Annotated in this window: 13 protein-coding genes; 1 reads left to right on the forward strand and 12 read right to left on the reverse strand. The window is 55.1% G+C overall.

From position 1 onward, the window contains the following. Positions 1–70: 70 nt before the first annotated feature. The 12 genes from AC5DDB_RS12650 to AC5DDB_RS12705 form a co-directional block, all read right to left on the reverse strand. Entirely contained in the window at positions 71–790 is a 720-nt protein-coding gene (locus AC5DDB_RS12650; protein WP_491740088.1) for a hypothetical protein, read from the reverse strand. Between the two features lie 232 nt (positions 791–1,022). Beyond that, positions 1,023–2,372 (reverse strand): phage portal protein, encoded by a 1,350-nt coding sequence (locus AC5DDB_RS12655; RefSeq protein ID WP_491740089.1) that lies wholly within the window; start codon positions 2,370–2,372, stop codon positions 1,023–1,025. An 80-nt stretch (positions 2,373–2,452) separates the two neighbouring features. After that, positions 2,453–3,955 carry a terminase large subunit domain-containing protein gene (locus AC5DDB_RS12660; RefSeq protein ID WP_491740090.1) on the reverse strand — a complete coding sequence of 501 codons (1,503 nt, stop codon included), beginning with the start codon at positions 3,953–3,955 and terminating at the stop codon, positions 2,453–2,455. After that, a complete protein-coding gene (locus tag AC5DDB_RS12665; protein WP_491740262.1) occupies positions 3,885–4,391 on the reverse strand; it encodes a hypothetical protein in 507 nt (168 codons plus the stop codon). Before AC5DDB_RS12665 ends, AC5DDB_RS12660 begins: the two co-directional genes overlap by 71 nt. After that, positions 4,279–5,523 carry an ATP-binding cassette domain-containing protein gene (locus tag AC5DDB_RS12670; RefSeq protein ID WP_491740091.1) on the reverse strand — a complete coding sequence of 415 codons (1,245 nt, stop codon included), beginning with the start codon at positions 5,521–5,523 and terminating at the stop codon, positions 4,279–4,281. The genes AC5DDB_RS12665 and AC5DDB_RS12670 overlap by 113 nt, the downstream gene beginning before the upstream one ends. 67 nt (positions 5,524–5,590) lie before the next feature. Further along, positions 5,591–6,169, reverse strand: coding sequence for a ParB N-terminal domain-containing protein (locus AC5DDB_RS12675; protein ID WP_491740092.1), 579 nt, complete (start codon positions 6,167–6,169; stop codon positions 5,591–5,593). Between the two features lie 76 nt (positions 6,170–6,245). Next, positions 6,246–6,515 (reverse strand): hypothetical protein, encoded by a 270-nt coding sequence (locus AC5DDB_RS12680; RefSeq protein ID WP_491740093.1) that lies wholly within the window; start codon positions 6,513–6,515, stop codon positions 6,246–6,248. A gap of 148 nt (positions 6,516–6,663) precedes the next feature. After that, positions 6,664–8,409, reverse strand: coding sequence for a biotin--[acetyl-CoA-carboxylase] ligase (locus tag AC5DDB_RS12685; protein WP_491740094.1), 1,746 nt, complete (start codon positions 8,407–8,409; stop codon positions 6,664–6,666). A gap of 414 nt (positions 8,410–8,823) precedes the next feature. Continuing rightward, positions 8,824–9,225, reverse strand: coding sequence for a hypothetical protein (locus AC5DDB_RS12690; protein ID WP_491740095.1), 402 nt, complete (start codon positions 9,223–9,225; stop codon positions 8,824–8,826). 163 nt (positions 9,226–9,388) lie between these two features. Then, positions 9,389–11,335, reverse strand: a complete 1,947-nt coding sequence (locus tag AC5DDB_RS12695) for a vWA domain-containing protein (RefSeq protein WP_491740096.1) — start codon at positions 11,333–11,335, stop codon at positions 9,389–9,391. 196 nt (positions 11,336–11,531) lie between these two features. Beyond that, complete coding sequence (locus AC5DDB_RS12700; protein WP_491740097.1) at positions 11,532–12,407, reverse strand: DUF58 domain-containing protein; 876 nt, start codon at positions 12,405–12,407, stop codon at positions 11,532–11,534. A 181-nt stretch (positions 12,408–12,588) separates the two neighbouring features. Next, a complete protein-coding gene (locus AC5DDB_RS12705; RefSeq protein ID WP_491740098.1) occupies positions 12,589–13,608 on the reverse strand; it encodes an AAA family ATPase in 1,020 nt (339 codons plus the stop codon). Positions 13,609–13,947: 339 nt separating this feature from the next. Between AC5DDB_RS12705 and AC5DDB_RS12710 the strand changes: the two genes are divergently transcribed. Beyond that, positions 13,948–23,337 (forward strand): DUF1583 domain-containing protein, encoded by a 9,390-nt coding sequence (locus tag AC5DDB_RS12710; protein ID WP_491740099.1) that lies wholly within the window; start codon positions 13,948–13,950, stop codon positions 23,335–23,337. Positions 23,338–23,344: the final 7 nt, after the last annotated feature.

The raw sequence follows: 23,344 nt of genomic DNA on the forward strand, positions 1-23,344 counted from the left end.
GTTTTCGTTTGGTGCGTGGCGTTTCGCTCCTCGCACCCTGCGACTTATCTTGTGATCGCTGCTTCCTGAACTACCGGCGTCGCAACGCGGAGAGCACTTGGGCGTCAGTCAGTGTCTCGGTGTAGGACCGTTGGCGTTCGCCGCTCGTGGGACGAATCGGGGAAACGGTTTTGGGGACAGTTCGTTCGGTGTGCAGATGGGCAATTTGCTCGCGGATCTGACTTAGCTCTTCGATGATGCGATCGGAGAGTGTCAACGATTCGCCCGTTTGATCGTCGTCGGTCGGTGAATGACTCTCGCGAAAGGTGACGGTCGAAGCCGGGAAGACGACCGCGTCGACGCTCACCACTTGTTCCAGCCGTTCGACGATGGTGCCGTTGACGTTTCGTTTCGCGAGAACGACGTGACTCATGCCCACTGACGGCCCATCCGATTCGGCCAATGCCAGAAATGTGCGACCGGCTTCGGTGTCGATCACGCGGATGTCACCCCGCACACGACCGTTTTCGAATCGCGGATTAACGATCGAACCTACCAAATCGCGTGTGCTGCGATGCGTCGCACGAGAAGCCGTCGGAGCATGATCGAGAAACACCGGTTTGTTGCGATACAGGTTGGTCGCCTCTTGCAGTGCTTGTTCGGTGTAACGGTAACCGTTCTTGGAGACAGTCCCCGCGAGTGCGACGTTCCGCACATAGCGGTTCTCGCGATCGACGATCAAACCATCGCTCCGCCAATCGCGGATCTCCTCGGCCAACTGTTGCAACGGCGGTTCCGATATCACAGTCATCGCTGATCCTTTCGTTCGAGTGAGTGACATGCGTGTTCAACCTAGGCGGAGTGCGTTGCGCGGATTTTCGTAAGGTGTGTGCAGCGAAGCGAAACGTACCAATCAGTTTGAACATCGATCACACAGTGCGTTACGTATTGCTCCTACGATTTCGCACCCTACGAAACAAAAAAGCCGCCGGTGGGGACCGACGGCACTGGGAATTCACATCAGCACATGAGACCTCATCACGTCAGCATTCTTCGTCGGCGATCTCTGTTCGCATGGTGGTCGGATTCGTACCGTCGCGACGGGCAACTTCGGCGCGGCTGAGGATTTTTGCATTCGCTAGTTTCACGTCGGCTAAGCGATCTTTGTTGCGATCCCGCGCGACGAGTTGTGGGAATGTCCATTCCGGTTGGACGCGGTCCAGCGTATCGCTTGGTAACTCTCCTTGCGTGATCGCCTGCCGAATGACCCATTCCCAAAGGCGTTCCAACTCTGCCGCGAAGAATTGTTGTTCGGCCTGGAACAGTTTCACCGCCGGTCCTTCGGCAACCATTGTCGAGGCAAAGTTCCCGTTGGAGGCATCGCTGGTCAACATGAACTCCGGCAACCCGGAACCCGCCGCCGTGCACAAGAGCAGTAACCGTCCTAACGGCACAGCGTCTCCGAAGTTGGTATTCGGTTGCAGATACTCCAACTCCGTGCCCTGCGATGTCGTGAGGATCGTGCCCGCCCGAAATCGCTCTCGACGTGTCGTGCTACCGGCTTCGTAGAGTGTCCCGGTTTGAGAGGCATCGGCGATGGAAGACGCACGCGACGGGCCGCCTTGCACCTTACGCCACAGGACAATCGACGCCTGCAGCTTGCGAGCGGTGAGTTCCGTATCGAGCCAGTGATCGAACTGGGCAAGCGGTTCGATCAGCGGTGCGAACCAGGTCACACCACGTCTCTCGTTTGAGTCCACACCGCGTCGCGTGTGAATGACATCGGCAGCGGGAATCTCAGTTTGCAAACTGCCGTCGGTGGGATCAATCACCAAATACAGAAGCGGTGTTTCGACATCGGTCGGCTCGGTGACAATGCCCTGAGTCCCGGGGTGATGAGGCGGTTCGCCGATTTGCTCGGGGTCGATGAATCGCACCGTGGGCTTTTCCGCATCGAACAACCGTAGAAAACACTCTCCATCCCGCCATACACGTCGAGCGAATTCCCGAATGCTGAAATGTCGCCGGTTATCGCGTAGGAATCGGTTCCAAATGCGATCGACCGATAGAGACGATTCCGGTTCGTCGTTCGGATTGATCCGAGCCGCATTCAATTGAAAACCTGGTCCGGTCACATAGATTTCGAGAAGCCGCAGAACGTTGCGAGCGTGGGGATTGCTTTCCACCAATCGTCGAGCTTGAGTTCGCAAGTCCTGCCGTTGTGACTCCGATAAACCGCGTTCGCCACCGAGCAACATCCAATCACCAGGATCGTCCGCAACCGGCAGCGGTCCATCAGCTTCGGTGAGAGAAACAAGTTGTTCCTGCACAAGTCGACGATACCGAGCCCGCAAACGAATCGTGTTCCATTGATCCTGCAGAAAACCGAGCATGGTTCGAGTCCTTTCGAGATGAGTTGGTTGTTAGTCGTCTTTTGCATCATCACACGAGACCACATCACATCGTCTTGCTTTCACGCGATGAAGCCGTCGAACCGCATCCAATCCAGCGGCATTTCTTCATCGAGCAGATGCAAGCATGCGGCTCCGAGGGCAAAGCTGCGGTCATCGTGGTGACGTCCGTCGTTCCGATGATCGATGCGAATGTGCCCATCGGATTTTTGTTTCAACAGTAGCGATGCAAGTTCGGTTTCGAGATCGTCGCGAGTGTCCGTGTCGATGCGTTGTCCGCATTCGGGATACCAAGTGAGTTCGCGGTGCAGGATGAGTTTTCGCAGCGTCGTTGCCAGTCGATGGTTGCCATGTCCGCCGCGAAACGGGAACCGCGTGACATCCGCCCGCGTTCCCCAATGTTGAATCACGCTGACCAACTGATAGTCATCCAGCACAAACCGCACGTGCGGAAAACCTGCCAGGATTTCTTGCATCCATTCATCGACCCAATCGACACGCGTTGGTTGATTCTTGTTAGGAGCAACGACATCCATGCGGTCGACGACGAGGCGAAAACCTCCTTCAAAGTCTTCGCGATGCACGACGACTCCGACCGTCAAATCGTGTTTCTCCGCATAGTCAACGGCGGCGACATATCGGCGATTCGCGTCACCGACCGTTTGGTAGATCAATTCATCATCTCGGCACGATTCCGCTTCGGCGAGGGTGATGAACTCTCCATCAGATTGTTGCCAACGATTGAGCCATAATCGTTCGTAAACCTCTGTCGGCAGCAAGTCTCGCTGTTCTTCTAGGTGCCGCGGATCAAGCCACGGGGCTTGAATGCCATCGAGACTCGAAAAGTGCCAGGTCGGTTGACGACTCCGGGCATTCAACCGAGCAGCCTCGCGAAGATCCCATTGCCAACCCTGTCCGACACCCGCGTTCGTCAGTACGGCTAACACACACTTTGGACGTTTCGCGGCGGAGGACACCAGCGAATGCCACAAGTCCGGTTTTTCCCAGTGACACAGTTCGTCGCAAATTACGAAGTCGGGGAGCACTCCATACGAACTCGAAACATCCGAAGAAATAATCTCCAACCGACTGCCGGTCCCTCGATGCTCGACCCAATGTCGACAAAATTTCAAAGGCGAAAACCATTCGGGATTCGCCAATGACAATCGTAATAATGCATCGCGAATCAGCGTGCCTTGATCGCGATCGGCCGCTGCGGCCAAACCCTCAATACGGTGTTGCGAGAACAATAGAATCCACGCCAACTGCAATGCCATGTCCGCCGTCTTCCCATGACCGCGCGGCCGTTCAATCCAAGCGCGGCGAATGGAAGTGTCGACATCATGACCAGCGAGCAACAACCAAGCAGGATCGAGAGCGGCAAAGTCCGTGGCTTGCCAAGGTTGAATGAGTTGGCCAAAGGGTTTGGTGGCGTCTTCGCTGAGTCGCACGGCCGAGCGGAACAGGGTGGGGGAGCGACTCGCTTGCCGTCGGTCATGCGTGGTCTTTAGTTTCGTGCGGCAGATCAACGCCCATCGCACGGGCCAGTTCAACCAGTTGGTCATCGGTCAACGTCTCCAAGATTTCGTCGAACGTCGCAGGCGTGGGTGGTTCGCGGTTGTCGATCCGCGAGGGGAACAACTTCAACCAGGCTTGTTGCGCGGAGACATTGCCTTCCATCGCCGTGCGATACAACACCGCCTTGACGTTGCCGCTGAGGACGTCAGTGACTTCGATTGTGCGTTCGTGAAACTCCGCGTTCTTGATCGCCGTGCGAAGAAACACATCAATCGACAATCCCAGTTGTTGCATCGCCCCCGCCGGACTCGCCCCACGTTGCAACAATGCCAGCACCGCCGTCTGTTGATCGTTCGAAAGTAACGCCGGCTCAGTTGTCGTCTCCGGCTCTGGTCGCTTCGGGGCGGTTGTCGAAGATGTAGTAGACCGGCTGCGCGTGACGGCTTTTTTCGTGGGTTTCTTGGCTGATTTTCGTTTGGCCATTACGGTTGCCTCCGTAGATTGCGGAATGTCCTCGGCGAGATTGATTCTTCGATTGCGTCACGCCTACGCGGACGAACCCGGCTTTTTCAAAGAACGGATTGAGGTGCCCCATCTGGGCGAGCGTTTCGATCCAAGACCACGGGCACGCCCGGCAACTCTCGCGAATGAACCACGCTGCCAGCCCGGCACCGCGATAACTCGGATGCAGAACCACACGCGATAACGTCACCAATTGAGAATTCAGCGCTCGCAGCGGTGTGCGGGACCACCTTCCGTGCAAACCGAAAAACTTGTTGCGTTGTGACAGGGAAATCGGCGGCGAGGCGAAGACGCAGATGCCGATTTTTTCCTCGCCATGCCATAGCACCGAGACGCGTTTCACGAGCCCCAAATGATGGCTGCGATAATGCCAACTGGCAAACGCGGGCCAATCGACTTTGCTGCCGACGGTGATTTTGAGGTCGTCAAAGAAACTGATCCTCCGTGGCAACGTGGGCGACTCGTTACGTGTGCATTCCGTTCGCCCATCGAGTCGACACACGACGTGCAATGACGGATCGAGATCGCACGTGACATCGTTGTGAGTCGTCGCCAACAGAAAGCCCGTTCCTGTCCGGTCGGCGAGCCGACGAATGTTGAAGGCGACGATCTTGGCGAGTGTACGATCGAGTGTGGCGGTGAACTCATCCGCGATCACCCAATCGGGATGCTGAGCCAACGCAAGTGCGAGTCGAAACCGATACCGTTGCCCATCACTGAGTTCTGTGGGAGTTCTCAACAACAATCGGGCTTCCGCCAATCCACACGCTGACAACAACGCCAACGCTTCATGGACCGGAACATTTAGTGCATCGACCAGCACACGATCCGAAAGTTCCAGCTGCTCCACATCGACCACTTTCGTCTCAGGGCGGTTTCGAAGTTGCGTGGCAGTTGCCCGCATCAAACTCGACTTACCCGAGCCAGACGCCCCTGTGAACAACACCACGTCACCCGATTGGATTGGTAGTTCAAAATCATCGGCGATCGTGTGCTGACCGGTTTCGAAACCAATGCCGAAGCCGTCCATCACAATCGAGGTATTCAAACTCGCCTGTTTGGGACAGAAATCGTAGGTGACGCTTAGTTGCATGATGATGCGATGAGGTCTGGAGTGATGATGTGAGAAGCCGACAATCAAGTGAAGTGGGCTCCGTCTCTTACGACGAAGGCATTCGCACATGGACTTTCAAATCGAGTTCCGCAATGAGAGCATCGAAACGTTCCCGCAACGTCGCCCAATCTTCTTCAGGAATTTCAAAAGTGACCTGCACGATCGGTTCGGTTTCGGGTTTGTCCTCGGACATCTCCGGTTCGAAATTCGGATCGGGAACCAGAACGAGATTCTTCAACTCATCCGCGTCGAAGCCGGTGAGCGTGGCGTCGAAGTCGTCTTGCCCGTTGAGTTCAGAAAGCAAATCGACAAGTTTCGCCGGGTCCCAATCGCCGCCGACATTCGCGTTGTTCAAGGCAACATTGAGTGCCTGTTCCCGTTCGAGTGAGAGCGACACCACAACCACAGGCACCTCCGTGACGCCACGATCTCGCAGGACCGTCAATCGCTGATGTCCACCAACCACATGCCCGGTTTGTTCGTTCCAGACGATTGGCTGCACGAGTTCGAATTGATCCAATGAACGAGCCAATCGCTCATACCCTGGCATTCCCGGCCGAAGTTCGATCCGAGGATTGTAGGGCGCCGGTTTGAGGTCTGTGATCGAAAGTGTGCGTAATTGCATCGCCAAGTGTCCGATGTGAGTTGAGACTTGAGAATTGAACGTGGAGAGCCGATGGGATTGTCCTTCGACATTCCCATCATTCATCAAAGCCGTCGGCACTGAATTGCTCGCAGAGTTCGGCTTTGACCTTTCTCAAGCAACGACTGACGTGGCCGCGAGGATGCTCGAAGACGAGACCGATCGTATCCAGCGGCCAACCACTGTTTTCCCGCAACGCGAGCATCGCCAGATACTTCCAACGAAGCGTGTCGTGACCGGCATAATGGTCCATCACCGTTCGCCAGAAGCCATCGGCTCCGGACCGAGGCAGAAGAATCTTTTCGTTCCGTGAATTCACAACCGACATTCGCAGGTTCCCTCCCAATAGGCTTTCACTTCATGTGAACAAAGTTGCGCCATTCTTGGTGAGGTTGAGCCTGCGGGAAAGTGCAAAACTCGCCATTATCGTGTGCGAGATGTGCCCTAGTTTTGCGACAAAACTGGCGGCTTCGATTCTAAGAAATGCTTCGCACCACGCCGGAGTAAACACGCTTGGTGCCGACCGACGTATCAATGAGCAACGCCCCATCGGAGTCGATCCCCTGACAAAGTCCGTGGGTGTTCGGTTGGCCGTTTTCAACTTCGACGGTCCGTCCAGTCAGATAACACCAGCGGTCCCAACGGCCGGGTAAATCGGGTTCGGTCGATAACCCAGTGAGTTCCGCCGCCAACTCATCCAACACAGCGAGTAAGACGTCATCCGAGTTGTGATCGTGTCCGGTTTCTTGGCGAAGTGATGTCGCTCGAGCCTGAACTTCCGCCGGTGCGGCTTCGAAGTCCGTATTGACATTGAGCCCGATGCCAATCACCACGCGACCCGAACCGGCTGACGCCATCTCAATGAGGATGCCACAGAGTTTGCGACCATCGATCAGCACATCGTTCGGCCACTTGAGAGCAGGGCGATTCGGCTGAAGGAACTTATGCGTCGCTTGGCAGATTGCCAATCCCACGACGAGCGAAATCTTCGTCCATCGTTCAGGTGGTAACTGAAATGCGTGGGCATCGATGACGAGTGAAAATGTGAGTGTTCCTTCGTCGGCCCACCACTGATTCGCCCCGCGACCACGCCCCGCAGTTTGTCGCTGAGCCAAAACAATAGCCGGCAGTTGCAAGTCGTCTCGACCCGCCAATTCCAACGCCCGGTCGTTCGTCGAAGGAAGTTCTGCGTGCAATTCTACAGTTTCTAGAAACGAATGCTGCAGTAGTCTGGAACCAAGTGACTTCTCGCAAGCTTCGTTCTCCTCGGTCACTGTCTCCTGACTCCCGTCTTTGGATTCCTGAGTTTTGTCACGCGATCGGCGGCCCATGATGGTTAAGCCGGCGATGGTGAGTCCGAAGCCAATCAACAGCCAAACGGTGACGGCTTCTTGAAAGAACATTACGCCTGCAAAAGAACACAGTGCGGCCTGCGATGCGTTGATGAGGTTCGCCCGTACGACCGGAATTCGTCGAAGCGCCGCTCCGAGTGAGAAGAACGCAATCGCGTTGAAGACGCCCGCGGTGAGCATCGCGAGCAAATCGACCGGAGTCGTTCTCATCAATTCCGCAGGGCCAAGTCGAACTGCGCTCAATGTTCCCAACACGACGACGCCGGTAGTATTGAAGAACACGAGCGTCGCCGAAAGCGGCAAGTCACCCCGAAGATGGCTTTTGATCAATACGCCACCCGACCCATACGCCGTGCCCGCGACGATAGCCGCCCCGATCGCCACGAGCACTTCTGATGGGCTGACCGTCTCCAGCACGGAACGTGCCGATTCCCCACTCCCGGCACTCAAACTACAAATCGCCAGGATCAATAGACCGATCGCAATGAGCGTTTGTTTGTTGACCGGTTCGTTGAGAAAGATGCGTCCGAGAATCGCGCTCGAGAGCAAAATCGTCGAGAACGTCATCGGTACGGTCAGGGCGAGTCCGATGAACGACAACGCCCATTGGAACATCACGTTGCCACCGATTTGCATCATCAAACCGCCGGCAATCAGCACACCCCACGTTCGCCGCGGCGGCAACGCGATCTGTTTTCGCGAGAGGTTATAGCCGATCAAAATCCAAGCCACCAAAGCCGCTGGCACGCTCTTCCAAGTCGTCACCCAGAACGCCCAGTCCATACCGCCGCTCTCGCGTGCCAGAAACCGAAGCGACGTATTCGCCCCCGTATACGCCAGCGCCGCCAACACGCCAAGTAGCGTGCCCACAGTTAGGGGATTGAGAGAGGAGAAACGTTTTGAGGCGGGCATTTTGGGCGGAGAGGATGGAGGGTCGAAGATGAAGGATGGCGAGAGGTAGTTACGGAAGAATCCAAAACGCAAAATACCAATCGAAGGCAGCTTCGCACCACTCTGAATGGTCGTACAACAGAATTAGAGGAAGGTAAACCATTTCGCCAAGCATCTCTACTTGAATGCTTGACAAGTAACCGCGATCGACACACCAAACATACGGGCCAGTGCTAAGTACATACAAGACAAGGAAGCCTAGGATGTAAATCGCAACGAAAATCCACTTCGATGATTGGTTTCGATTGTCGTGAAGAGCGGTCACTTCGCCAATCCGCTGAATCGGAGATTTCTCACATCATCACACCAGACCTCATCACATCATTATCTGCACTACATCACAACCCGCAAATGAAACGGCAAGGTTTCTGAGAGGGCTTCACGCAGGGTGTTGCGGCAGTGTTCGAGTTCGTCGATCAGCGTGTTCCGACTCTCATCATCCGCGAGTTCTTCGGGCAACGACGACACCGGTTGGTCGTGCAGCGACGCCAGCACCGCTTCCACAGTTGTCAGCCCATCCGCAGCGGTGAACCACGCCTGATCGGTTTCCGGGAATTCATCGTCGGCAGCGAACTCGGCTTCCAAGTCGGAATGGTCGTAGAAATTCGTGAGTTCCATCACGCCGATCTGTTCGCAGAGTTCGTCCACCGTCTCTGCCATCTCAAAGGCAATACTGTACTCTCGATCACCCTCGACGACTTGACCGTCGCGATACATCCGAATGCGGAGCGTCATGCCCATGAGTCGTCTTTCTGTTGAGGGCGATTGCACCCGGTTACGGAACGGAATTAATGCGACGCTGGCGGATTCTCCGTTGTGTTGCTGGTTATAGAATTCTGAGAAAAAACATGCTAGGGGTATGTTCCAATTGACTGTCGAAAACCGGCTTTCGACAGCCTCACGCAACGATTCGGCGTTGATATAGGAACCACTCGAGGCAAATTCCGATGATGCCAGCGAGCGCCAGATAGAACCACAGCGAATGCCCGCCCCAAACGGCACTCGTCACGGGCGGTTCCGGGAGTTCGGAATTCGGCTGCAAGTCACTCTCGGCGGGGTTGGTCAGATTGACCGCGATCGGAACGAGATCGGCAGAGAAGGCAGCGGCGTCATCGATTTTCGCGACTTCCGTTTCCGGACCGGCCCACCACAATCCGATTTCGTCGAACGGACCGACACGAACGGACTCGCCAACCGCCAACGGCTTGATCGAACCACTCGGCGATCGCAACACCCACGACGACTGCTCATTCGGAGAATGAACGGCTGACGGACTTTTCGTCTCATCGGTCGTCGTCAACTCGGTGACGGTTGTCGCTTGGGAGCGTCCGGTGTTGATTTCCGTGGTCTGTCCGGTCGCAATTGCCGGTCGCAATTCGCCTTTGCCGCCGAGAAACGAATCAAGAGCGTTCTTGATCATCACAGGAAACGCGATCCGTAACGGCAAATCGCCGTCTTCGAGTTTCACTGCCAGCACCACCACATCACCCGACGATCGAGGCAACTTCGCATACAGAAGTTGTTCGCCAGGACTTTCCAAAAGCGATTCCGGTTGCGACACGAAGTTGATCTCCTTCGCGCCGGGGAACATCACGTTCTGCAGCCGAATGTGAGCCAACAACGGTGAGTCTTTGGCTTGTTCGACCACGATCGGTTCGGGGATGGATTCGCCGACTGTCCACAGGTCCGAATCCGATTGCGGATCGATCACGATCACCGAACCACTCGGAATCGTGTCGATCTGAGTTTGATGCAGCACAACGATCGCATCCGGCGGCAATTCATCGGGAAGCGACTCGGCAATTGTGAGTTCGACATTCGGGATCGCTTCGAAGACGCTTTGCAGAAATAAACTCCCAGGCGTGACGACAACCACGGGAATCGGATCTTGCGTTGGCAGGACAGCAAGAGCTTGGTTATCGGTGGCGAGTGCGTCTTCAATGTTGAGTTTCGCGATTAACCGTCCCCCGGCGGGCGAAATATGATCAAGCGTTTCTCGCCACGGTTTGTGCGGTTCGAGCGTGAGCGGAATGACATCGACGACGCTCTCTTCCAACTCCAATTCCAATCGACAATCAACAGTTTCGTCACCAAAATTCGTGACTTCCACAAGGACTTGAAAACTCGTGACGTCAGTAATCCCCCGTCTCACCTGGAACGCGGTGATCGCCGTGTTCTGGGCATCCGCGCCAAACCGATATGCTGTGACGTTGTCAGCATTCGCAAGTTCGTCACTATCTCTCTCAGTCCCGTCGGTGAGGATGATGATCTCAAAATTGCCGTCCCGGCTTTCGGCGTTTAATCGTCGAGCAAGTTCCACCGCGGAGGGAAGTTGACTGGGGCTGTCGGTTGGTGAGATTTGCTGAACCGTTTCGGCCAAGCGACGGACATCGCCGGTTGTACTCATTGCCACTTTCGGCAATCCCCCCGCAGTCACGATGGCGGCAGTGTCGTATTGACGCAAAGTGCCGATCATTCGCTTGAGTGTCGTTTTGGCTCGCTCCAATCGCGTTCCGGTTTCACCGTCGTCGATTGCATTCATGCTGCTCGAATTATCGACGACGTAGATAATCCGCCGAGCGTCGCGTTTCTGCCAAGACCACAATGGATCGACGAGTGCTCCCACGATCAACGCCAGAAACGCCAACTGCAACAATAACGCCAGCAAGTTTTTCAAGCGTTCCCACCAGGCTCGCGGCGGATGCTCTTGCAGAAGTTGGTCCCAAAACAACAGCGTGGAAACCTGTCGCCGACGGAGTCGGACTTTCAAAATGAACAACGCGATGATCGGAATCGCCAGCAATGCCCACCACAATCCCGCCGAATTCGCTAGTTCCAAGGGCATTCGATTGGTTCACCTTTTTCGTCAGCGGGTTCTATCTCACAGATACGTTTGCAACGCTCGTTTTCGAGGATCGAGGATGGAAGATCGAGGATAGCAAATCTCTTTTAAGCGATCCTCAATCCTCCATCCTCAATCCCAAGTGCGGGTTGATTTAAAAGTCGTGAAACTGTTCTCTCCGGTTGGCTCTGAACAACTACTAGCTCATTACTCCCGCGGCTCGCATCATGCGGAGGATGAGTTCATCGAACGGCACATCCGTCGTAGAGTGCGTGCAACTTAGGCCGTAATTTCGGCAGTAGATTTCAATTGATTTCAGAAACTCAGCGAACCGCTTGCGATATTCCTTGAGCCGACTTTCGGTGATGATGACTTTTCGATCCAGCCCGGTCTCGATGTCTTCGAGTTCGATCTCGCCGAGCAAATTCGGATTGGCTTCCTCAGTGGTGTGGACTTGGATGAGATGTGGTTCAAACCGTCGATGACGGAGCAAATCCACGCCACGTCGGAAGCCGTCTTGATCGTACAGATCGCTGATGATCAACACTAATCCCGTGCGGGGCGCCCGGTGGAGTAGCGTTTTGGCGACCGCTGCCAGATCCGTGCGACCGCCGCCGGGTTCCAATCGATCGAGGAATCGCAGGACGCCGAGCACTTGGTCTTTGCCGCGGGTTAGTGGTTGCCAACTTCGCACGGCGTCGGCGTACGCCAAAATGGAGACGCGGTCTAAGTCGGCCAGTGCAATGTAGGCCATCGCGGCTGCGATTTGACGGGCGTAATCGAACTTATTCGGCTCCCCCAAATTCATGCTCGGTGAAACATCGAGCAGAATGTAAACGTGCAAATCCTCTTCTTCCTGAAACCGCTTCAACAACACATCGCCATGCCGGGCGTAAATTTGCCAATCGACATACCGCAAGTCGTCGCCGGGGGAATACTCACGATGGTCGGCGAACTCAATGCCTCCACCAAGTTGCTTCGTCCGTCGTTGAGCCAGAAGCCGACCACGAAACACTCGCCGTGAAATCAGCGAAAGGTATTCCAATCGAGCCAAAAATTCCGGTTCAAGAAGCATGAGTGGAGTCGTTTATCTCATGGAGAGGTTGATGTTCATTGTCCGTCGAAATGTGATCCACATGTTTTGAATTCGAGAATCGAAGATGGAGGATCGAAAATGGCAAGTAGTAACTTTCAACGTTTCCCGCCAACTTCCATCCGCCATCCTCACATTGAATACCAAGATCGCGTCAAAACCATCAAACGGCGGCCGTCTCTTTCGACGGGCGGGAGGCGTATTCCAATACGTCTTCGAGGATGGCATCGGTCGAAACGGCTTCGGCTTGGCCTTCGAAGTTGAGCAGCACGCGGTGACGTAAACAGGGCAGGGCGACGGTGCGGATGTCGTCGCGGGCCACGTGATATCGGCCGTCCATAATCGCGTTGATTTTCGCTGTGAGAATCAACGCTTGTGCTCCGCGGGGACTCGAACCGTACCGCACAAATTGCCGAACCATCGGGCTGGCGGCTTCTTGTTCGGGGTGCGTGCCCATCACGACGCGAATCGCATATTGTCGAACTTCCTCCGCGATCGGAATTCGCCGCGCCAGTTTCGACATCGAGAGAATGCGGTCCGGTTGAAACAACCGGGAAGTGGTCGGTTTTTCCACCTCGGTCGTGCGATCGAGAATCGTGCCGAGTTCGGAACTGCTCGGAAACTTTACGAGGAGTTTGAACAGAAAGCGATCCAACTGCGCCTCGGGCAGCGGGTATGTGCCCTCCATTTCTAATGGGTTTTGTGTGGCCATCACGAAGAACAGACCGTCCAGCGGGTACGTGGTCCCCGCGACGGTGACGCTGTGTTCCTGCATGGCTTCGAGCAGGGCGGATTGCGTTTTCGGTGTGGCTCGATTGATTTCGTCCGCCAGCACAATGTTGCCGAACAACGGCCCGCGATCGAAACGAAACTCGCGTCCGCCGTCTTCCGCCTCGACCAACACGTTCGTCCCAATCAAGTCGGCCGGCATCAGGTCGGGGGTAAATTGAATCCTTGAAAACCGCGCGTGCAGGACATCGGAAAGCGTTCGTACCAACAACGTTTTCCCCAACCCTGGCACACCTTCCAGCAGCACATGACCGCCGGCGATGAGTGCGTAAAGCACACCTTCAACGATCTCGCGTTGACCGACGATCACCCGGGCAATTTCTTCCCGCATCTTGTGAAAGTCTTCCTGGAACTGTCGCACGTCCGCCTGAAGTTCATCGCTCGATTCGTTCATGAGATTCCCGTAGAGCGTGGAGAGACTGATGGTATATCCGCAAACTATCCGTTGACTCCAGGTGGCTTTCTACAGCCGGAGCTCACATTGTCGCACTGAAGTTGAGAACACCCGAGAATGGTATTTGTTTGCGAAAACTCGAGTGAAAGTCGGAAAAACTACAAAGGAATTCGACGGCCAAGGTGTCCTTATGGTGATGCTCACGGACTGGTAAACGCCGCACACATTGAACAGAATACCAGCAACGATCCTATCCCGAACATTCGTCAAGTTCCACTCTGGACCGCAATTGGGGTTGGTGTAGTGCTCGGCAAAGGCGATTTCTTAAGGAGACCGACGATGCAGTTGAAATCACGCACGCTGCGATTCATTTTTTTGGGCTGCATCGCAATTAGTTTGGTGGGCTCGGTCTGTCCGCGTTGGTTGTTGGCTCAGGATCAGGCACTTTCCGATGAAGAACGCCGCGAGCAAGTTGCCACCGAGCGATTCCTACAACTTCTTCTCCGACGCCCGGCAACCGGCACGGCACTCGAACGGGTGTTTGGTTATCACGTCGCGCGGGGGACGCTCGGCGGATTGATTGATGGTCTCACGAAAGATGCCGAAGCGGCGGTGAAAGACGGAGATGATCAAGCGGCCGGAAATCACTGGATGGTCATCGGACTCCTGCAACTCCAACGCGGCGAAGAGTCAGCAGCAGACGTGGCACTTGCAAAAGCAGAAACGCTGCTGCCGGAGAATCCGCTGACTGCTTATCATCACGGCGAAGCGTTGTTGCTTCTTGGGAAAGACGAAGCGGCAGCCGCTGCGATGCAACGGGCAATCGATCGCAAGCCGCCGCGTCGCGATTTTCTCAACATTGCTACTCAGCTCGGTCGGCTCTACCAACGCAGTGACCAAGCTGAGAAAGCGATGGAGATCTGGAAGCAACTCGAAACCAGTTTCCCTGGCGATGACGGTGTGCGTCAGCGAATCGCTCGGGCACTCGCCGACGAAGGTGATTACGCGAATGCGTTGAAGCGTTACGAAGCGCTCGCGAAAGAAGCTCGGTCGCAGAACGATCGGATTGTGTACGCTCTCCGCGCAGCTGATCTGCAAGTGCAGCTCGGTCAGAAAGATGCCGCTACGAAACGGCTGGAAGAACTTTTGACCCGGCTTCGTCCCGGAAGTTATTTGTACGCCGAGGCGCGACGGCGGATCGAAAATGCATACCTCGGCACTGGCGATTACGCGGGCTTGGCCGACTACTATGAGAAGTGGATCGAAGCTCATCCCGATGACACCGGAGCCGTGCTGCGGTTGGCGCGAACGCTATCGGTGCAGGGGCGGGGTGCGGAATCACAGAAGTGGTTGGAGCAGGCCATCGAACGTTCGCCGACGGACTCCGCTCCACGGTTGGCATTGATCGACAATTCCATCGCGGAAGAGAAGTTCGCGGAAGCCGCCGCCCAGTACGAGAAACTCGTTGAATTGGAACCGAAGAATCCCGATCACCTCGTCCGTTGGGGGCAAGTGATTCTGGAAGACCGCAAACGTCCTGAAGCGGAACGCAAAGCGGCAGCGGCGAAGGTTTGGCAACGCTTGGCCGATGCACGTAACGACGAAGCGGCGATTCAATCCCAAGTGGCAGACTTGCTGCGTGGAGCGGAACTCGAAGATGCCGCGATTGCGGGCTATCGCAAAGCGATTGAACTCGCACCGACGGAACCGCAATACAAGGAGTATCTCGGCGAGTATCTGCACCGTCTCGATCGACATGACGAAGCGTTGCCCGTGTGGCGAAGCATCGCAGAAGGCGATCAGAAGACGCGTGAAAACTTGGTGCGGTTGGCGGAAGTTTTACACCAGTTCGACGAGCCTGACGAAGCCCTGAAGACAATGGCCGCCGCCTGCGAGATGAATCCCACGCTCACCGAACGTCTGCGGTACGCGGAATGGCTCAGTGATGCCGGTGAGTACGACAACGCCCTCGAACAGTTAGAGTTGGCCGACGAACAAACCGACACCGTTGACGATCGCGACAAGGTTTTCGCAGCCGAAGTCCGCACGTATCAGGCATCGGGCCAATTAGCCGAACGCACCGAGGAAGCCAAGAAGCAAGCCGAGGATGCAGAGACCGACGGCGAACTCTGGCGACGTCTTGCAACGCTTTACGATGCCGGCAACCAACCCCGCGAATCGATGCAGGCCATCGAAAAAGCCTTGGAGCATTCGCCGGACTCGATCGAAACGCTCGACGTCGCCGCCCGAATGTACGAGAACGCCGGTCAGTTGCAGACCGCGATTGAAAAACGTCAGGAACTCGCCGACCGCGATCAACGATTCCGCTCCGGTCATTTGCAGCGGCTCGCCACGCTCTACTTGCGGATCGGTCAGGAAGAGAAAGCCATCGAGACCGGGAAACTGTTGCTCGCCGGCGGAGGCGGGTCGCTGGAAAGTTTTCGTTTCTACGCTGATTTGTGTGGTCAACTCGGTCGCATTGACGAACGTCTCGACACGTACCGACGCTGCGTGCGGCTCAATCCCCGCAACACCGATGCTCAACAGATGCTCGCCAACCGGTTGGCCTCCGATTTCAAAACCGATCAGGCGATCGAACTCTATTGGAACATGTTCGATTCAGCCACAGAACTTGATGCGCGGCGTGATGTCGTGCGGAAATTGACGGACTTGTATTTGCGATCGAATCGGTTGGATCAACTTATTTCTCGCTTGGAGATCCGCGGACGAGAATCTGGGGATCGTCGTGGGACGGTCGATCTCGTCGCAACTGCCTACGAACAAGCGGGTGATCTCGGATTGGCGAGAGAAGAACTGGAAGGTCTGCTCCGTGAACAGGGACGTGATACGTTGCTGTTGGAACGACTCGTACTCTTGGCGGAACAGTCCGGCGAAATGGAAGAAGCCGTCGGGTTGCAACGTCAACTCATTCGGCTGGCGCCCAATCGGCAAACCGAAGCGAAGTTGGCGACGTTACTCATCGACATCGGGGCGATTAACGAAGCGGAAGCATTATGGCTGCGTCTCGGTCAACAGTCGGGCAACACGCAGCAAACGGTGCGGAATATCAATCGGCTGTTTTCCTCCGGCGAAACGAAACTTGCGATTCGCCTCACGGAAAACTCGTTGGAGACGAACCCGAACGATTGGGAGATGCTGTTGCGGCTAATGATTCTGCAAGCCTCCGAAGGCGAATGGAAAACCGCCGTCGAAACAGCCGAGAAGTTGCGTGGTCTCGACATCAAGGAAACCGAGTTACCCGAAGGCGGCAAACCGTATCAGCAGACCGTTGTGAGTGGCGGACGAACGTTCCAACAGCCGCCGTTGCAGTTCATGCGAAGTCAGCGACTGTACGACTTGTACCGCGTGCTCGACGACCGTTACAGCTACAACCGCGTTTATGCGTTGCCCACGCCGGTGGACTTCGGGCACGCCAAACTTATGGCCTTGTGGGTCGTCTATAAAAACGAGCAAGACGAAGGCCGGCTTAACGAGCACATCGAAGCACTCGCGAAAAAGGCCAATGCAGATGACGCGACCACCGAGGACGTTTGGGACTGGTACATTTCGATTGCAGTCGTCTCGCGTGTCGACAGTAACTTGAACATCGACTACCGCAATCCAAAGTCGTGGGAACCGATTTGGCGACTCGCGGAAGTCGATCCGGAATCGGGACTGTATGCCTTGTCCAGCCCGCTCTATAGTCGCTGGAGCAACTCCATGCGTGCACGTGGTGTCACGCTAGAACCGCTCGCCGAGGATAAACTGGAGTGGCTGGCCGAACGCGCGAAATCGAATGACATGGATGAAGTCACGTCCCGATATGGAAGTAACTTCAACTGGACTCTCATCTATAACACCGAGATGACCCTCGCGGGGAATGAAGCGCAGGCTGAGAATCATATCGAGCAGCAGCTTGCTCAGGCCGTCGAATCGAAAGATGTGAAGCTCGCGATTCCCCTTCTCACGTGGGCCACTAATCAGGGCAGTGACGATCAACTTTGGCCGCTGATCGAACTCATTCGCAGCACGCCAAACAACCCGGCCGTGAAATCGCGGTTTCCAACTGGAATGGCCTCGGGGTTGTTGGGTTTGTTCACAGCACAAAGTCGGATCGATCAAAACCTGTCCAAAGGCCCTGCCGACGAAACCTATCGCACGCGAGTATTGACGCTGCTCGATGAGGCCATCACGGCCGAAGCGGCGAAGACCACAAAAAGTCAAACCATCCGGCTCAGCAGTTTCGGTCAACAACGCTCGACGTACATGGTGAGCCCAAACGGGAATTACCAGCAAATTACCATTCCGTTTCCTCCACAGGGGCTTGGACCAGATGACCTGTTCGTCCAGGCTTTGTGGTTGCTGAATGAGCAGTTCTCAAAGATCGACAAAACTTGGCTCCAACCGATCATTCAGACCAACGACAACGATGAACCAAAGCTTGAAATCCTGAAAAAAATCACAGCGGGAATCGTCTTACAATGGAATGATCAAACTGAGCAGGCGATCATGGCCTTTTCTGATGCGGTCAAAATTGCCCAGATGGATCGTCCGCAAATCGAGCCGGACTTGCGATTGATGTGGGTCGATTTACTCCTTCGAAACGGCCGCAATCGGCAAGCACTTGAAGTCATCGACGAACTGACCGTTTACGACCAGAACACGATGGCCGTTCGCGAGTTTGCTGCCGCGAAGTTGGCGGCGGCTTTGGGCGACAAAGACCGAGCCCGTGCAGCAGCCAAGCGGTTGTTCGGCGTTCGGTTGGATACCAACACGCAGATTGAACTTGCCCGGCTGATGCGATCTCTCGACATGCACGAGTTGGCCTCTGATATGGTGCGAAGAATGCGGTCGCGTGGCGGCAGCAGCACGGATCAACTGGCAGCACTGATGACCTATTTCCTCTCCCAAGACGACAAAGCTCAGGCCGCCGAAGTCGCCATCGAACTGCTACGCCGAAGCGTGCCCACGCGTCAACGATCATCGAGTTCCACAACCGCAGCTCAAGCACAACGACGTTCCGCACTTCAAACATTAGCCAGTGTCGGGCGGTTGAATTCGCTGATCACATCCACCGAAGAACGGCTGGAACGCTCGCCAAAATCGCAACGTCTTCGCAGAGACTTGGCCGAGTTATACAACGCCGCTGGTAAACCAATAAAGGCGCAGGAATTATTGGCCGATTCGGTCAGCGAGGGATTGAGCAGTCTCAGGGCATTGGAACAAGCCGCCAAGCAACTCGCAGCGGCCGGCAAAATGGCTGAGGCTTGTGATGCGTATCTCAAAGTCCTGCGACGCAAACCCGAGATCTTCAGTCAAGATTATTACGAGATCAAACGTCCGTTCGAGCGAGAAAAGCGAATGGCGGATCTTGCGAAACTCATCATTGACGTCGGTCCGCAAAAGTTTCAATCGTACCGTGTCGCCGAGCTTTGCGAAAACCTCTCCGAAAGTGCCAGCGGCAAGGAAGTGTTCAAACCGTTGTACTTGGCGATGCTCGAAACGGCAGGCCGAACCGGGAATTTCTCGAACTCTCTGAATTCCATCGTCGATTCCCGCAGTGAGGTCTTCAACGACCCGGAGCTCATTCAGGTCACGCAAGAGGCCCTTATCAACGATTCTCTGCGGAACCCATCTGACTGGAATACGCTATTCAACGGCTACTCCACCAGCAGTAACGGTTTTCATTCCAATGCCGCCACGCAGTTCGCGATACAAATCGCCAAGAAACCCGACTCCGCGGATACCTTTGAAGAAGCCATCCGCGAGAAACTGAACGAACACAACGATTGGCACGTCGGCCGCACATGGCTCGGCGTGTTGCTAGCCAACAGGCAGAAATACGACGAAGCCAAAAAGCTTCTCGAACCACTGCTCGACGAAGACATCAAACCGGCCCCGGGGTATGAAGTCTTTTGGCTCGTCGGTTGTGCAATCGACCAAGAAAAACCCATGCAAGACTTGGCCGCGGAACTGTACTTGTACTCGCTTGGGAAACACGACCTTGAGGCGATGCGAACCGGTTCTGAGTTCCAGTACACGATGGCCAATCGGGCGTGCCAATTGCTAACCGAGATGAAACGCAACGATGAAGCTCGGACCCTGCTTCTCGAAAGTGTCGCACTCCGCGAGAAAAACCCGAGAACCTACAGCAGCAATGCCGACTACAACGCCTACCGCGCAATCCTGAATCGCATGTCGGTCGTCCAAGCCCTCCAGAAAATGGAGTTCCCCGTCGATGCCCTGCGGATGGCACGCAAAATGGATATGTCGCTGTTCGATAAAGCAGGCCGGTACGAAAACGGTTATCGCGATCGGTTCGTCAAACTTCGCGATGGTTTGATGAACACGGTCCGTGAGATGGGTGGTTTGACGACTGTCGAACTGATGATCGATGAAACCACATCCGGTCTGCATGCTGTCGACTTAGGTTTTACGATTGGCGAGAACCCATTCACCGATAACGGACTCGATAGCCTATGGGCCGAACTTGTCGTCTCAGTTGCTCAGAAGGACGAAACAGAAACCGGTCTGAAAAGTCTGGTCACAAAGCTCGAACAACTTAGCCAGAACCGTCCCAAGGACGATTCTGCCGCGTTCGGGTCGGCATTTGTCGCAAGCGTTATTGGAGATTCCAAACCCCTAGAAAAGCAACTGACAGAATGGGCAACAGCCGACTCCGACGAACAAGCTGTTGCACCGAAGTTCAGACAACAATGCATGATCATCGGACTGACGCATCTCTCTCAAACCGACTCCGAAACCAACCGGCAGTTCGTCGAGCGATTCGTTTCTGATCATCTGCAAAACTGGGACTGGTCCACACGAACATTGCTGTTCGCCAAGCTAGGTCGGGCTGCGATTGCTCGCAAGAATTCTGAGCAAGCAAGTCAGCTGTGGTCGAAACTTCTTGAAGACCCCCAAGGCCAATGGCTTCTGCTCGACCTGGCTCATGCCTGTGCTCAAGCAGATTTACCGAAACTTTCGATCGATGCCGCCGCTGCTGCGGTAACGGCTTCGGATCAAAAACTGACCCCCGTCGACCATCACACCGGCGGTGCTTCCAACGGCCTTGGTGCTTTGCTTTCGAGTCCGGACCGATCGAACAGTACGTCGTCCTCGAACAACAACGAACCCGATTCCGCCGAGGTACGATTCGCCAAGCGATTGCTTGAACTCGACGACGTCTGGCAGACCAAACAAGTCACGCCCAAACGCGTCTGTGAAACGCTCGCAATGTTTGTCTTCGGCAAAAACGGAGACGCCCCGATCAATCCGCATTGTGTTTCAGCGACTAGTAATAGCAGTAACAACACCATTCAAATCGACAGTGTTTTCAACCGCATGGCCCGGCGAGCCAAACCGACGGGCATGACAGACGATCTGCTGTCACGACTCAAAAAACAAGATGTCAACTCGCATCTTCTCGCGGGTCTTCTACTGCTCACAGACGGCCAAAGTTCCGCTGCAGCTAAACGGTATGCAGCGGTCGATTCAACCAGCCTCACCGCTGTTCCGAAGGAAACAGTATTACAAGCGTTGTTGCCGGCATTGGAAGATGATGCCTGTCGCGAGACCGCATTGAAACTCGGGAATGCATTTGTCGACCAGAACAAACCAACCCAGCGATACCAAGACGTCGATCCCTTCGACAACCTGACCTTGATCATTGCGAAAGCTGCGATCTTGAACGGTCACCACGAACTCGGCATGACAGCCATCAACGATTACCTCGAAATCAATCAACACCAGAACAATCGCTATTCGGGCACGTACGGCTTGGAACGTCGCATCGATCAGTTGAACAAAGTCGCGCGGTTACTGCTTCAACGAGGACAAACCGGCAAGGCACTGAACTTTCTCGGCATGCGACAAAGCCTCTTCGAAATGGGGCTTGGCGACAGACACGATACCGTCGCCGCCTGGTCCACCCGACAACTCTGGACGAAGGCCAACCAAGCGAAAACCTATCAACTGCTCGCCGATTGGACGTTCGCCGGCGACGGGCCACTACATCTCATCACCGGCCTAGCACATCGACAACCCTTGCCCGCATGGATTCCCGAATCGGTCAGCGGAAAGCAACACCGGTTTGCACCGTTAGCCACACCAGGTTTTCCGATTGTCACAACTTGGCAGCTTCTCGCCAAACTTGCCCAAGCCGCGAATCAGACGGACGATTTGATTGCTCGTCTCGAAGAAGCCCATCAACAAAAACGAAGCGGTGCAGCCGTGGCTTTGGCGATTGTCCGAAAGGTGTGTCAGCAACCGCTATCAGAAAGTCTTCTGAGTGAAATCGATCAACAGATGGCGGATATTGCCCCAGGCAAAAACAACGGTGAAACGATGTTGCCCTTGCCCACGATGCAGTTAGCAGTCTTGCTAGCCGATTCCTCCGAACACACGGACTGGGCTCGCAAGACAACCGAAAGTTTTGCCGCCCACGCTGGCCAATCGAAGAATGCGTTTGTCAGGCCTTGGCTTCTCCATTTTCAACACCAACAAGGATGGACGGAAAACGAAGATCTTCAGAATGCCTCGGACCTTCCAAATTGGTTGCCATCCAGCTTGGCTCCCGTCGGCACCTATGTGCAAGGCTTGCCCTCCCCGGTTTGGCTCACCGATGGCCAGTCACAAGTGAACCATGTCTACGGACTGAAAGACGATCGTCTCTGGTTCCGCTTACCTCTGACCGGCGACTTTGAATTTCAAATCGAGATTTCCGAAGGTCAGAACAGAGGCATTGCACTTGTCGCGAATGGCGTGCAATTCCTGACCAACGCATCGGGCAAATACATCGATATTTCGCCGTCGGACCGTCGTGAGTGGATACGATACCGCACCAACACCCTCAAGCCCAATCAATGGCATCGACATACGTTGCGGTTCGCTAGCGACACGTTCACGTTCTTGATCGACGACACGGAGATTTACCAAGAGCCCCGGAACACGAGCTCACCGTGGATTGCTCTGCATGCCCCCGGCCCACAAAACTCCAGCAGCCGAAATCTGAAAGTCACCGGCGAGCCAAGCATTGCTCGGGACGTTAATCTGCTCTCCGGGGACACTCTTCGCGGATGGGACGCCCAATACTTTGGCGAACCACTACCGACGGCGAGTTTGAATCGAAAAGCTATCGAGAAAGACGTGGCTGACCCAAGCATCTATCGCACGGCTTCAAATCCTGACGAGTTATCCCAGCTGGCTTGGACCGTGAAAGACGAAGAACTCATCAGCGGCCAAATGAAAATTACCAATCAAATCGGCCCCGCATCGCAAAGCGTTATCCGCTACCAGCGTCCGCTTGGCGAAGGCGAAACGTTGTCCTATCAGTTCTACTATCAACCTCAGGAATTCGCCGTCCACCCGGCAATCGGACGAACGGCGTACATGCTTCACCCGGACGGACTCAAACGTCATTGGATGATTGAATCCGGTAACCAGTGGAAAGTTCCAAAGGACTTCGAAGCCCCCGTCGAAGGCAGCGAGAATCTGCCATTGAAGGCGGGCGAGTGGAACGATGTTTCGCTGAAACTTGAAGACGGTCGACTCAAAATTTCGCTGAACAATCAAAGCATCTACGACGAACCACACGAACCGCTCCCGCAGGGAAACATCGTCGGCCTCTTCCACTACGCCAACAAAACCAAAGCCCGAGTCCGCAACATCACCCTCACCGGCAACTGGCCAGAAGAGATGCCTGAGAACTTATTGAAAAGCCAAAAGTAATCCGGCA

The organism is Thalassoroseus sp. (assembly GCF_984380535.1).

Bases quoted from the DNA above. Each gene is read 5' to 3' on its own strand.
- AC5DDB_RS12650 (WP_491740088.1), bottom strand. From the start codon at position 790: ATGACTGTGATATCGGAACCGCCGTTGCAACAGTTGGCCGAGGAGATC.
- AC5DDB_RS12655 (WP_491740089.1), bottom strand. From the start codon at position 2,372: ATGCTCGGTTTTCTGCAGGATCAATGGAACACGATTCGTTTGCGGGCT.
- AC5DDB_RS12660 (WP_491740090.1), bottom strand. From the start codon at position 3,955: ATGACCAACTGGTTGAACTGGCCCGTGCGATGGGCGTTGATCTGCCGC.
- AC5DDB_RS12665 (WP_491740262.1), bottom strand. From the start codon at position 4,391: ATGGCCAAACGAAAATCAGCCAAGAAACCCACGAAAAAAGCCGTCACG.
- AC5DDB_RS12670 (WP_491740091.1), bottom strand. From the start codon at position 5,523: ATGCAACTAAGCGTCACCTACGATTTCTGTCCCAAACAGGCGAGTTTG.
- AC5DDB_RS12675 (WP_491740092.1), bottom strand. From the start codon at position 6,169: ATGCAATTACGCACACTTTCGATCACAGACCTCAAACCGGCGCCCTAC.
- AC5DDB_RS12680 (WP_491740093.1), bottom strand. From the start codon at position 6,515: ATGTCGGTTGTGAATTCACGGAACGAAAAGATTCTTCTGCCTCGGTCC.
- AC5DDB_RS12690 (WP_491740095.1), bottom strand. From the start codon at position 9,225: ATGACGCTCCGCATTCGGATGTATCGCGACGGTCAAGTCGTCGAGGGT.
- AC5DDB_RS12695 (WP_491740096.1), bottom strand. From the start codon at position 11,335: ATGCCCTTGGAACTAGCGAATTCGGCGGGATTGTGGTGGGCATTGCTG.
- AC5DDB_RS12700 (WP_491740097.1), bottom strand. From the start codon at position 12,407: ATGCTTCTTGAACCGGAATTTTTGGCTCGATTGGAATACCTTTCGCTG.
- AC5DDB_RS12705 (WP_491740098.1), bottom strand. From the start codon at position 13,608: ATGAACGAATCGAGCGATGAACTTCAGGCGGACGTGCGACAGTTCCAG.
- AC5DDB_RS12710 (WP_491740099.1), top strand. From the start codon at position 13,948: ATGCAGTTGAAATCACGCACGCTGCGATTCATTTTTTTGGGCTGCATC.